The sequence below is a fragment of the Dyadobacter chenwenxiniae genome (assembly GCF_022869785.1).
In the GTDB taxonomy this organism is placed as follows: Bacteria; Bacteroidota; Bacteroidia; order Cytophagales; family Spirosomataceae; genus Dyadobacter; species Dyadobacter chenwenxiniae.
In genome coordinates this window covers 773,720-786,655 of the sequence record NZ_CP094997.1, presented here as the reverse complement: position 1 = coordinate 786,655, position 12,936 = coordinate 773,720, and the positions used below count along the sequence as shown (strand labels likewise).

Sequence of the window (12,936 nt, the reverse complement as noted above, 5' to 3'; positions counted from 1 at the left end):
CAAACCTGCCCATAGCGCGTCCGGGATGATGAAAATGTATATATTGCCGGAGTTTTCGGTTTCATAAAAGCAAATTTTTTACAATGCAGATCAGCGACCTTAAAATACTTTTTTTCGATATCGGCGGTGTCCTGCTGAGCAATGGCTGGGGCCATGAATCGCGTTTGCTGGCCGCGGAGAAATTTGGGCTGGATTATAAAGAAATGGATCAGCTTCATAACTTCATTTTTAATGTTTATGAAATTGGGAGCATTAATCTGGATCAGTATCTGGATACGGTGATCTTTAATCATCCCCGGGATTTTGTTCGGGAGGACTTTAAGGAGTTTATGTACGCCCAGTCCGTGGAACTTCCGGGGATGCTTGCGTGGCTCAAAGAATGGAAAAATGATTGCGGCTTCCGCATCATTTCAATCAATAATGAAGGCAAAGAACTGAATGATTACCGCGTTCAGAAATTTAAACTTCACACAGCCTTCGATGCTTTTATATCATCTTGTGAAGTCAAAATGCGCAAGCCTGACCCGCGCATCTTTGAACTCGCAATGGGCATTGCGCAGGCAACGCCCAGTCAGTGCGTGTATTTTGATGACCGTATCATGTTTGCCAATATGGCCAAGAAACTTGGTCTGCGCGCTTTTCACCACACGGGTTTTGAATCAACCAAAGAAATTCTGGAAGACTTAAAAAAAGAACGCTTCGAACGGGTTAGCTGAATCCTTTATCATCTGCGGATGGTCCGTAAATCGAGGGAACCGCAATATCGTTCAGCCGCATATAAACGGTCAGTTGGCCTCTGTGGTGAACCCAATGATTAATTGTTGACCCTATGGCAGCAACCATTGGCTGTGCGTACAACAGTTCCCCTTTATTCATGAGTCTGAATTCTTTTGCCAGATCTTCTTCCGTGGCATTTTGCAATGCAGCCTTTGCGCGCTCGATGTTTTCGTCGTAATGCCGGACCACAGCTTCCCTTTCCCTTGTATCCATATGTTTGAAAGTAACGAAATCAATTTCGCCTTCTTCCACCATTACAGCCACCCAGAGCGGGATTTCCGCCACGAGTAATGTAAGATATCCCATTTCCATTGACTTGGGATGCGGTTTGAAATTATACGATGTTTCCGGAATTCTTTCCAGACATTTCCGTGTGGACGTGTACTCGGCCTCCAGCTCCTGGATGTAGGCATTTGCAAAAAGTTTGTTTTCCATAGCGTTTATTTTTTATTTGTAAAAAATAAAAAAAATATGCCTGTTCTCTTTAAAGCTCCGGCACTCAGTACATTACTCGATTAAAGCGGACAATTTTGAGGGAGTTAGCAGAGATCAGAAAGCTTTATAGCCCCATTCAGCCCACTGTGAAGCAGTCGGCGAAACACGTTAATTACGTCGAATTTTTACCCGATTTGCGTCTTCAAAACTACATTTACTGTTACTGGCAGCTCCAAACATCTCAAACGCTGGACGAACCGTTTCATTACCGCGTGGTTGCGGACGGCTGCATCGACATTTTCTTCGAGCTTACGGACCCGGCAGACAGTTATGTAATGGGTTTCTGCAAAAAATACACCGAGTTTCCGCTCGAAAACATCTTCAATTACATTGGCGTGCGCTTCCTGCCAACCATGTTTCCGCAAATGTTCCGCGTCAATGCGGCGGAGTTGAGCAACCGATATGAGACGTTGGAATCGGTCATTCCGGCAACCGCAAAATTTATCGCAACGCATTTTGAAAACGGCCTTTCTGCGACCGATGTCAAATCCCTGTTCGACCACTATTTCATTGATTTGCTGGCAGATGTCGAATTCGACAACGATCACCGGTTGTACGGAGCACTATCCCTTATCCTCAAAAATTACGGTGCTGTTCAAGTTGAAACAGATCTCGACACCGGTATCAGCCCGAGGCAGTTACGGAGACTTTTTGCCTATTATATCGGTGACTCGGTCAAGACATTCAGCAAAGTTGTCAGGTTCCAAAACATTCTACGTGCGAAACCTTCACAGCAAAGCCTGAGGGAAAATAAGCTGTTCTTCGATGGTTACTATGATCAGGCGCACTTCATAAAGGAATTCAAAAATTTATACGGCGTAACACCCGGGCGAGCTTTTGGAAGATGATTTTGTCCGAATTTTACAATGTTGCAGTTGACGATTCAGCGAAATTTGAACCATATTATCAACCTAAATAATCTGGAAAATGAAACTTAACGCAGGCATTGTCACTACTAAGATCGCTGAAACAAAGGCATTCTACAAAAAAACACTTGGCTTTGGCGTCACATTCGAAAACGAATTTTATCTCCTTATGCACACGCCCGGTCGCGGGGCAGAAATCAGCTTCCTGTTGCCCGAACATCCATCCCAGCAGCCTCTTTTTCAAAAGCCGTTCAAGGGCCAGGGAATGTTCCTGACTATTGAGGTCGAAGACGTGGACAAGCTTTATAAAGACCTGAAAAAGAAAGGGACTTCGATAGAAATTGAACTTCGGGACGAACCATGGGGCGACCGCCACTTCGCCATTGTTGACCCAAACGGCATTGGCATCGACTTGGTAACATACGCCCCGGTTGAGCGGGAATGACGTGCACAGGGTTTCCATTACATCCCTCCGGGATTTGGGTCATGCGGTCACTGTATTTTTCTACCAATATTCCATCGCTCCGCGATTCAGGTTTCGATAATCCCGACGGGATAAAATATTGGTAGCAACAATGTATCCGTGTAACGAAAATCCCGCAGGGATGTAATGTTATGTAATACGCATTCATTAACGCTTCAGCCTCGCTGCCCGTTGCGGAAGATCAATGGCTTGCAACACCTTGTTTTTGAGAAAATAAGGATAATCCGGGTGCTTTGCAAGAAATTTGCTGGCGACGTCGGTTGCGGCTCTGGATGAATGCCCTGAAAAGGTTGCATTTGTCCAGCGCGTCGGAAAAAAGATATCGCCCGTAAGCTGAATTTCCTGCAACATTTCCAGCGATGGCTGCAAATATTTGATAGCGGTGGCAGAACGTAGCGGATGGTGCAAATTGGATAATCCATCCAGCACCCAAGCCTCTTTCTCCCGGTTCTCAGGTTTTTTTAATGATTCAAAAAATGCATCCCGCTTTCTCTCATCCTGGCTTAAAGACGGAATAGCAAACTGCATTCTGGCCTTGCGATCAGGATTTTTGGTGCTGTCCAGCTGCATTTGCAATATGGTCTTTTCATCGCCTTTTGCTCTGACGGCCAATTCATAAGCCAATGAAATCCTGTCGTCCTCCGACAATGCAAGATCATTTAAAACCAATGTTTTATTCCAAAGCGATTCCATTTTCTGATAGGCATCATCGCTCAATGCAACGCGTTTGAACGTCCGGAAATAGGACTTTTTCATTCCCTTATCCGGCACCTCATTAAGCAAGCTCCATATCCCTTTTTCAATCGCTGGCTGATATCTATCTCTGTTTTCATCGCTCAGGAATGACCACCAAATGGTTTGCACACGTCCGAGCAGATAATCTGTCAGCAACGGATCCTTCTCTTTCGGCAATACTTTCAGAAAATCACTCAAAAGCGCGCTTGCGTCCGGTCCGTCACCACGCAGGAAGCCTTCCCAGACGTTGACCAGCATCGCGCCACGGAAGACAGGCTTCGAGAAAATGGAGTCACCTTTCTTATTATAGTTCGTAAAAAAATAGGAAGTGCTCGCGCTGTCCATTTGAAAATAACCGTAACCAGCCCCATCGGGATTTGGAAAATGGAAATGTTTCTGACCCAAGGTAATGTCTTTAAATGCAACGGGTTGCTGCCATATCCGGTTAGAAACAGAATCCCGTTTTTGAATGTATGTGCCTTTCGTCTCATTGGATAAAGCATATTCAGGCATTCCGGGCGTCTTCACCCATACGCGGCTCCAATCAGCAATGTCAAGCGGCGTTTTATTGTCTATGATCCGGATCAGGTCGTCCCAGCGGGCGTTTTGGTAAGCATAGGTTTTCAAATATTCCGCCAGGCTTTCACGCATTAACTTTGCGCCTATTTTCCTTTCCAGCTGCCGCATGATGATGGGTGCTTTCATGTAAATAATGGCTCCGTACAATGTTCCGGCGTTTTTCAAATTGCCCAGATCCTGCAAAACCGGATTAGTGCCCGCCGTCCGGTCGACCTCGTACGCATGGGGATAATGTGCCAGCAGGAAGCGCAGTTCGTGGTTGATTCCGGGGAAACTTGGATGAACGATTTTCGCAGCCATGAAATTGGCGAAAACCTCTTTCAGCCACACATCATTAAACCAGTCCATCGTAACCAGATCGCCAAACCACATATGCGCCGACTCATGGGCGATCACACTCGCACGCGCCATTTTTTCATTTACAGATGCGTTTTCGTCCAGAAAAAGTGCTGACTCGTTATAAAAAACAGAGCCGGGGTGTTCCATGCCGCCATATTGGAACGACGGGATCAGGACAAAATCAAACTTTTCAAACGGGTAGGAAATACCCGTGTAATCTTCAAGCCACGAAAGGGATTTGGCATGGAGATCGAAAATCTCATTTTTATTCCGACTCACTTTCGCAGTATCGGTTTCCCGGTAATACATGGTCATTGCCCTGCCTTCCACCGTTTTTTCGGTTTTTGAAAACTTTCCCGCCGCGAACGCAAATAAATAGGAGCTGATCGGTTTGGTTTCCGAAAACTGGAAAACACACTTTCCGCTACGGGAAGTTTTGGACTTCAAACTGCCATTCGAAACCGCCTCCCAGCCGTCGGGAACGCTCAATGTTAATGCATAAGTTGCCTTTAAGTTGGGCTGGTCGAATAGCGGAAAACAGGTTGACGCACGGTCCGGGACGAAAAGCGTGTATAAATATTCGTCGCTCCTGTTCAGGGAAAGGTTACCCGCTATGAAGCCGATCGTTAATGTATTCCTGCCTTTTTTGAGTCCGTCCGGCCCGATTACAATGTGCTGGTTAGCCACTTCAAACTCAATCTCCTCCCCTTCCGATTGCACCGATATAATGTGCGTGCTATCCGAATTGAAATCCAAAACCAACGCTGAATCAAGTGCATTAAGGTTAAAAGAAATCGTCTCGATCCCTTTGATCGATTCACTTTTCTCACGCGGTATGTCAAGCTGAATGTTGTAACTAATGCTGTCTATGGTTGCTTTCCGCCTTTTATTTAACTGGTAACTAACCCCTTTTTCAGGAATTTCGGATTTGTGGTCAGTGCATGCCATTTGAAACAAAAACACAACTATTAAAGCAAGCCAGCAAGAAATTTTCATACGTGAGTGAATGGTAACCGTCAAAAATAGTACTTGGAGCGTTAACTTTTAGTGCCTTTCTTCAATGTATCATAACATGATTTATCTTTAACCGACACAAAATAAAAGTTACACGATCATATGTTCCATGTTTTTCGCATCGCCTGCCTAGCACTTTGTTTACTTTCCAAATCGTCTATTGCTCAAACCCTGGGCGTGCTTACCGTTGAGAAAATTATGCGGGACCCTAAGAAATGGATAGGGACTTCGCCAACGGAAATTGCCTGGTCGGAAGACAGTAAGACGATTTATTTCAATTGGAATCCAAATAAGAACGCAGGCGATTCGCTTTATGGCTACGATCTGTCGTCTAAAAAAATAAACAAGATCGCGCCGGCCGAACGCAGAACACTGCCCGCGAAAAGTAATGTTTTTGACAAACAAAAAGCGCAGCGCCTCTACGAAAAGAATGGCGACATTTTCCTGATTTCGACAGCGGATTTCAAGGTCCGGCAACTGACCAACACAGTCGAACGGGAAAGCAACCCTGTTTTTAGTGGTGATAATGAGAAGGTTATTTTCACCCAGGGAATGAACCTCTTCAGCATTACCTTAGAAAGCGGGCTGTTGAGCCAGCTAACCGATTTCAAAACAGGAACAAAGAAGGCAGATCCCAACCCGGATGGTCAGGAAAAATTTTTAAAGGATGATCAGCTGGCAATGTTTGAGGTTTTGAAGGAAAGAAAGGCGAAAAAGGATGCGGGCAAAAAGATAACCGATGCTGAAAGGGCATCATACCCAAAAGAAATTTACATTGGCGAAAAAAGTCTGACTAACCAGGAAATCAGTCCGGATGGACGATACATTACTTACAGATTAACTCAGACAAACAAGGCCGCAAAATCAACAATTGTACCCAATTACGTTACAGAGTCTGGCTTCACCGAAGACATTTCCGCAAGAACCAAGGTCGGCGCGCCGACTTCGGATTCTGAGTTTTGGGTTTACAATGTTAAAAGAGACACAACATTGAGGGTGAGTGTCAAGGATATTCCGGGCATTACGGACAAGCCGGATTATGTGAAAGATTATCCCAAACTGGACTCCGCATGGAAAAACAAACAGCGTGACGTGATCATTAACGGACCATTCTGGTCGGAAAATGGTGAAAATGCGGTTGTTATTGTGCGGTCAACCGATGCGAAAGATCGCTGGATCATGGCATTCAATCCGGAGACATTGACATTGAAATTGCTCGATCGCCAAAGGGACGAAGCGTGGATTGGCGGGCCGGGCATTGGCGGTTATCCGATGAGCTCCGGGGAAATTGGCTTCATCGACGAAAACACCATTTACTTCCAAAGCGAGGAAACGGGTTACTCGCATCTTTACAGTCTGGATGTCACCAGTGGCAAGAAAACGGCGCTCACGTCCGGCAAGTTTGAGGTTCAGCATGTTAATTTGTCAAAAGATAAAAAAACCTTTTACCTCATTACCAACGAAGTGCATCCGGGTGAGCAGCATTTTTACAGTATGCCGGTTGCGGGCGGTCAACGCGTGCGCATAACGCACCAAACCGGGGCCCACGAGGTTACGCTTTCACCGGATGAAACCAAACTTGCCATTCGCTATTCGCAGAGCAATGTTCCGTGGGAATTGTTTGTGATGGAAAATCCTGCGGTTTCGCATGCAAAGACTGCCAAACCTGAGCAAATTACCCAATCTGTAACCCAGGAATTTTTGTCATATCCATGGAGAAAAGCGAAAGTCGTGACCATAAAGGCAACGGACGGTCAGGACATTTACGCACGGGTTTATGAGCCGAGGAAGTCGAATGGAAAGGCTGTCATTTTTGTGCACGGCGCGGGTTATCTGCAAAATGCACATAAATGGTGGAGCCAGTATTTCAGGGAGTATATGTTCAATAACATGCTGGTGGACCAAGGTTACACGGTTTTAGATCTGGACTATCGCGCAAGCTCGGGTTACGGGCGCGACTGGCGCACCGGCATTTACAGATTTATGGGCGGCAAGGATCTGACGGATAATGTCGACGGTGCGAAATGGCTGATTAAAAACTACGGTATAAACCCCAAGAAAATAGGCATTTACGGCGGCTCGTATGGCGGTTTTATCACATTGATGGGCCTCTTCACTGCTCCGGATGTTTTCGCCGCCGGGGCTGCGTTACGTCCGGTCACCGACTGGGCAGCCTATAACCATCCCTACACTGCGAACATTTTGAATGAGCCCCAGTCAGACAGCCTGGCCTACAGGAAAAGTTCCCCTATCTATTATGCAGCGGGCCTTAAAAACAATTTGCTGATATGCCACGGCATGGTGGACGTAAATGTACATTATCAGGACGTTGTCAGACTTTCGCAGCGGCTGATCGAACTGGGCAAAAATAATTGGGAGCTGGCTTCCTATCCGATGGAAGATCATGCGTTCGTAGAAGCCTCATCCTGGACAGACGAATACAAGCGGATATGGAAGCTTTTTGAAGAAAAATTATAAACATTAAATGCCGTGCTGGTTTCCAGACACGGCATTTTCAATTGTTCAAGTCTTATGCAGCGTTATTAACCTTTCTGACCAGCGAATAACCGCCGTAATTTTCCCACAGGTTAACAATCAAATTGCGCTCTTTAACATTGTGAAGGCCAAAATCAATCAGGATTTCTCCTTCCTGGATCCGCCTTTGAAAATAGGTTGCGTACTCATCAGACAAAACCGTACCCGCGATCGCCCGCTGGCCGCCTTCATTCAATTTCCCTGCAACTACAAGTGCCAGTCCCGGAATCGACACAAACCTACCAAACACATCCAATGCATCCGAGATCCTGGTTACCTGTAGCTTTTTACCTTTGCCCAAACCGAGCGTCCGATTATTGTCGTGATCCGAGTCGTGATATTGATAAAGTCTTTCGCAAGTTTCTTCGGACATGATCAGCGTAATTTCCTCTGCATCGTAGCCCAATTTTAACAATGCTTTATACGCATTTTCTGCATCCGCCCTTGTTGCAAACACGCTTGTTACCGTGTTTACACTTTCTGTGTTATATGTGTCGTTCGTCATCTCCCACCCCGCAATAGTTCAACATGTACTAAAAATTGTTCTGCTTAATTAAAAAAGAACTGTTCCATCAGCAAAAAGCCAAATATTATTCCTGGAAGTGCTGGGATTGTGGAAGTGGCTGATTTTTACGTTATTATACGTCGACTTATCTGTGGCTTTTGTTCTACATCAAAACAAAAGACCGTCAAAAGGAGTATTTACAAAAATCGCAGGTCTTATATCCAGGCTATTCAAGGCTTGCAAAATCAATCGCATATTACTTAACCTCATAAGGATGAAACAGCTATTTTCTCAGATAAAAACAATTGTACTGGTTCAGGGCGCTGTGTTGCTGACATTGGCCGCAAATACCCACGCACAAGTAGGCGTTGGAACCAAGGCACCGCAAGGCGCGGAAATCTTCCTGGATGGGAGTCGCAAAATGTTGGATGAAAAATGGGTTTATTGGGAAGGCCCGCGCTTTTCAGCAAAGCCTCCTATTAAATGGACCGTTGTGAATGATCCGGTTGATAAAGGAACGGTCATCAATTGTAATGACGCGGCATCAGCCGGTGGGAAATATGGCGCTGCCGACATTGTTACTAAAAAGCAATTCAAAGACTTCCGCGCGCATGTGGAATTTTTGATCACCAAAGAAGGCGGAAACAGCGGTGTATATTTGCAGAACCGTTACGAAATCCAGGTTTTGGATGGCGACACCACTTCCCACGGGATGGCCGCGGTTATCAATGAATCCAAGTCGCCATACGCTGCTTACAATGGCATTGGCAAATGGAATTCGTACGATATTCTTTTCCGTGCTGCGCGCTTCAAGGATGGTAAACTCGTGGAAAAGCCGATGGTAACCTTATATTTTAATGGAAAAAAAGTGCACACCAATCAAAAGATCAGCCAGGTTTGGGGTGGACCCAATTCAGGAATTGACGGTGGTAATGATGGCGGCAAAGGCATTACAGACACACCAGGAGGTTTGAAACTACAATCAGAAGGCCACGATGTGTACTATCGTAACATTTGGGTGAAAGATATGACGCTTGATAAAGCGGATACAGATTTTTGAAAATGGAACACAGAGTTGTTTTTGACTTTGCGGTTGAATTCACCAACGGCGGCGGCGTTCAGGGTCAGGATTTCAGGCTTGACATGGAAGGCGAAACCATTTCAGATCAGGAATTGGCAGACTACATCGTTGCGGATCTCCGCCTGCTGATGGTGGAAAAAGTGACCATTCTAAACAAATTCTACATTCAGGAAAAACATAAGCGCGAGCCCGTTGATCCAGATAATGCCAAGAAACTGATTGATTTGAGCCATACGATTTTTGACGGGCTCATTACCTATAAAGGCCTCCCCGCTCCCGTTATCTGTGATTTCCTGAGCCGTGAAAATTCAAAGGCGAAATACGAAGAAGGAACTGAATTTCAAATCGGGAAAATTGAGATGGTCAGCAACACAGGCACTTATATCGACTGCCCTTTTCACCGTTATGCGCATGGGAAGGATTTGTCGGAAGTAAGCCTGGCAGCATTCGCTAATCTGGACGGGGTCACGATCAATGCCGTCGGAGTGATGGAAATCGGTGTCGATTATTTTAAAAATAAGGAGATCAGGAACAAAGCGGTCATTGTCAGAACCGACTGGTCAAGACACTGGAACACAGACGCATATTTTGAAAATCATCCATTTATAAACCGTGAAGCTGCTGAGTATCTGCGTGATTGCGGTGTAAAATTGGTTGGCATAGACAGCCACAATATCGATGACACGCGCGGTAACAACCGACCCGTTCACACTGTTTTACTCGGTGCTGAAATTCTGATCGTCGAGCATATGTGTAACCTGGGCGCATTGCCAGAAGCCGGGTTTCTTTTCAGCGCTGTGCCGCCGAAATTCAAAGGTGTGGGCACATTTCCTGTGCGTGCATTCGCGACATTGGCATGAAATTAATGTTCCATGACGGTAAAAAGTAACGTTATGGTTTCAGAGAACTTTAATTTAAAGGGAAAAACAGCATTAGTGACGGGTTCAAGTCAGGGCATTGGCGAAGGCATCGCTTTGGCATTCGCTGAATATGGTGCGGACGTGATTTTACATTGCCGGGAAGACAGCGCCGATGCAGAAAAAGTAGCAAATAAGGTTAAAGAATTCGGTGTCAAATGTTTTGTTGTGGAATCGGATCTTTCCAGAGCCAGTGCCGCCACCGAAATTTTTGACGCTGTGAAACAAAATATGCAGAAGGTCGACATTCTCGTGCTGAACGCTTCCGTTCAGATCCCCAAGGCTTGGGACGAGATTAATTTTGACGACTTCGACTCTCAAATCAACGCCAATTTCAGATCATCCCTTTTATTGATTCAGCAATTTGCGCCTTCGATGATTCAGAACGGTTGGGGACGCATTCTTACATTAGGCAGTGTGCAACAAACGAGGCCTCACCCATTCATGCTTGTGTACGCGGCCACAAAATCGGCTGTTCTGAATATGGTGCAGAATCTGGCCATGCAATTTGCTGATAAAGGCGTTACTGTAAACAACCTGGCTCCCGGTGTAATCGGCACGCCACGCCTTGATCAGGAGGTTCCCGAGGTGGAGGAAAGGATCGATAAGCGATTGGAAACGCCTTCGGGCCAGATTGGTGACCCGAAGGACTGTGCTGCCATGGCGGCCTTATTGTGTTCAGAAGCAGGGCGCTTCATCACAGGCCAGAATATTTATGTCGATGGCGGAATGAGCCTTTGACTTATTTTTTTTGGTAATCAATTTTGAAAATAGTGCCGTTCAAATCGTCGGTCACGTAAAGTGCTCCATCCGGGCCTTGCGCCAGGCCACATGGACGATGCTGGATCGGGCCGGTTGGTTTCACCAGATCAGTTCCTGCGAAATTTTCCGCAAAAATCTCCCATTTCCCAGCTTTCCCATTTACGAATGGCACAAATGCAACCATATAACCCTTTTTCAACTCAGCCGACTGGCTGTGAAAAGCGATAAATGCGCCATTTTTATACTTGGCTGGAAACATGTTCCCGGTATAAAACACAATCGCGTTGGGCCCTAAATGCGCGGGAAATGCAACCAAAGGATTTATGGCTTTTTCGCCAGCGGTCTTTTTGCCGTCTCCACCATATTCCGGTGCAAGGATCTTTTTGTTTTGAAAATGATCATAGTAAATGTACGGCCAGCCAGCGTCATCGCCTTCGTGCAATTTGTAAAGCGTTTCTGCGGGAAGTTCCGCGCTCTGCTTAGGCGTATAGTACTGAGGGTAAAAATCATCAAACTTGCCGCGGCCGTGCACCGTTGCATACAATGCATTGGTTTTTTGGTCCCAGTCAATGCCTACGGCATTTTTCACGCCCGTCGCAAAGCGAACGCCGTCCGAAAAAGTTTGGCCCGCCTCGTCCGCTTTAAATTTCCAGATCCCACCTGCCGAATCCAGAATGGTGCAAGGCGACATTCCCTTACCGGACCCTGCCTGGCGGCAGTTGTCGCTATACGATCCTACTGTGACATAAATGTTTCCTGCATTGTCCAGCGTGATTGGCTTTGCATTATCGCGGCCATGATCCGCAAGCCCTTCGACGATTTTTTCGGGTTTTTCAAAATCAACAACTTCCTCCTTTTCATTGAGTTTATAGCGAAACACACCTTTGTTGGAAGAACTGTACAAATAGCCGTTTTTAATGGCAATACCGGTTCCCGTATAATCCCCGAAAAGCGTCTTGGCCTCGATTTCCCCGTCGCCGTTTGCGTCTTTCAAGTGATAAATTCCCTTGCCGTCTTTCAGCTTGGAAAGCTTCACATACATATCCCCGTTCTTTCCAATGACCAAATGCCGGGTTGCCCCGAGATCAGCAGCCACGATCTTCGCCGAAAATCCTACGGGAAGTTTTAGCTCAGTCGCTTCGATGGCGTGTTTTTTGTTAACTGATCCGGGAGGGTTAACCGGAACATTGGTGTAGGCAAACAGGCCCGTAGCTCCTGCTAATGCCAAAAATGTCCCTTTGATTTTTGCTAAATTTTTGCTCATGCAATGAGTTATAAAGAGTTAAGTAAATAAAATATGAGCCGCTGCCCGGGCAAAATTTCTATCTGTATTAGAAAGCATCCGACTGAAAGTTTATTACTTGTTACGCCACTTCAATTTTCCTTACTGAAATGTAAATTGGAATGATTTTTTTTGACATCTTTGAAACGTGGAAGGAAAGAAAACCTCACTTACAACTAGCAAACCAATAAATTTTTGAGCTATGAATCCATTCGATGATGATGACGATGACTTGTTTGATGACGATTTGCCAGGAAATTATCCCGCAGAAGAAGACATTTTCCGTCAGGGATTAATTGATAGCGACATTGATCCGGAAGACATTTCAAAAGTAAAAAGTGAAATAGAATTGGAATCGGATGATTGGAATGAAAAATCCTTCGATGATGATCTGACTGGTGATGACCTGGATGTTCCTGGGTCAGAAGATGATGACGAAGACGAAATGATCGGCAGGGAAGATGAAGAAAACAACTATTATAGCATCGGCGGGGACAATCACGACAACCTGGAAGAAAACCAGGGCGACTAAGCTTCTCAGACATATTTACAAAGCCGGACAACC

Annotated in this window: 12 protein-coding genes; 8 read left to right on the top strand and 4 right to left on the bottom strand. The window is 45.7% G+C overall.

Features of this window, described 5'->3' with window-relative positions; genetic code table 11:
• Positions 1-83: 83 nt before the first annotated feature.
• Positions 84-716, top strand: coding sequence for an HAD family hydrolase (locus tag MUK70_RS03275; protein WP_234602417.1), 633 nt, complete (start codon positions 84-86; stop codon positions 714-716).
• Here MUK70_RS03275 and MUK70_RS03270 read toward each other — a convergent pair.
• A complete protein-coding gene (locus MUK70_RS03270; RefSeq protein ID WP_234655400.1) occupies positions 709-1,212 on the bottom strand; it encodes a DinB family protein in 504 nt (167 codons plus the stop codon). The genes MUK70_RS03275 and MUK70_RS03270 overlap by 8 nt on opposite strands.
• Before the next feature lie 95 nt (positions 1,213-1,307).
• Here MUK70_RS03270 and MUK70_RS03265 point away from each other — a divergent pair, with 95 nt between their 5' ends.
• The gene (locus MUK70_RS03265; protein ID WP_234655401.1) at positions 1,308-2,120 is read left to right on the top strand and encodes an AraC family transcriptional regulator; all 813 of its coding nucleotides are present in this window, start codon (positions 1,308-1,310) and stop codon (positions 2,118-2,120) included.
• A gap of 79 nt (positions 2,121-2,199) precedes the next feature.
• The gene (locus MUK70_RS03260) at positions 2,200-2,583 is read left to right on the top strand and encodes a VOC family protein (RefSeq protein ID WP_234655402.1); all 384 of its coding nucleotides are present in this window, start codon (positions 2,200-2,202) and stop codon (positions 2,581-2,583) included.
• A 186-nt stretch (positions 2,584-2,769) separates the two neighbouring features.
• On the opposite strand, the gene MUK70_RS03255 is transcribed toward MUK70_RS03260, so the two are convergent.
• A complete protein-coding gene (locus MUK70_RS03255; protein ID WP_234655403.1) occupies positions 2,770-5,271 on the bottom strand; it encodes a M1 family metallopeptidase in 2,502 nt (833 codons plus the stop codon).
• Between the two features lie 120 nt (positions 5,272-5,391).
• Here MUK70_RS03255 and MUK70_RS03250 point away from each other — a divergent pair, with 120 nt between their 5' ends.
• Positions 5,392-7,767, top strand: a complete 2,376-nt coding sequence (locus tag MUK70_RS03250; RefSeq protein ID WP_234655404.1) for a S9 family peptidase — start codon at positions 5,392-5,394, stop codon at positions 7,765-7,767.
• Between the two features lie 52 nt (positions 7,768-7,819).
• Here the strand turns inward: MUK70_RS03250 and MUK70_RS03245 are convergent, their stop codons facing one another.
• Positions 7,820-8,329, bottom strand: coding sequence for a hypothetical protein (locus MUK70_RS03245; RefSeq protein WP_234655405.1), 510 nt, complete (start codon positions 8,327-8,329; stop codon positions 7,820-7,822).
• Positions 8,330-8,603: 274 nt separating this feature from the next.
• On the opposite strand from MUK70_RS03245, the gene MUK70_RS03240 reads away from it, so the two are divergent.
• Genes MUK70_RS03240 through MUK70_RS03230 form a run of 3 tightly spaced genes read left to right on the top strand, consistent with a single transcriptional unit; the run spans position 8,604 to position 11,068 of the window.
• The gene (locus tag MUK70_RS03240) at positions 8,604-9,389 is read left to right on the top strand and encodes a 3-keto-disaccharide hydrolase (protein ID WP_234655406.1); all 786 of its coding nucleotides are present in this window, start codon (positions 8,604-8,606) and stop codon (positions 9,387-9,389) included.
• Positions 9,390-9,391: 2 nt separating this feature from the next.
• Positions 9,392-10,270 (top strand): cyclase family protein, encoded by an 879-nt coding sequence (locus MUK70_RS03235; protein WP_234655407.1) that lies wholly within the window; start codon positions 9,392-9,394, stop codon positions 10,268-10,270.
• 33 nt (positions 10,271-10,303) lie between these two features.
• Entirely contained in the window at positions 10,304-11,068 is a 765-nt protein-coding gene (locus tag MUK70_RS03230; protein ID WP_234655408.1) for an SDR family NAD(P)-dependent oxidoreductase, read from the top strand.
• 1 nt (position 11,069) lies between these two features.
• On the opposite strand, the gene MUK70_RS03225 is transcribed toward MUK70_RS03230, so the two are convergent.
• Entirely contained in the window at positions 11,070-12,353 is a 1,284-nt protein-coding gene (locus tag MUK70_RS03225) for a PQQ-dependent sugar dehydrogenase (RefSeq protein WP_234655409.1), read from the bottom strand.
• A gap of 220 nt (positions 12,354-12,573) precedes the next feature.
• On the opposite strand from MUK70_RS03225, the gene MUK70_RS03220 reads away from it, so the two are divergent.
• Complete coding sequence (locus MUK70_RS03220) at positions 12,574-12,903, top strand: hypothetical protein (RefSeq protein WP_234602404.1); 330 nt, start codon at positions 12,574-12,576, stop codon at positions 12,901-12,903.
• Positions 12,904-12,936: the final 33 nt, after the last annotated feature.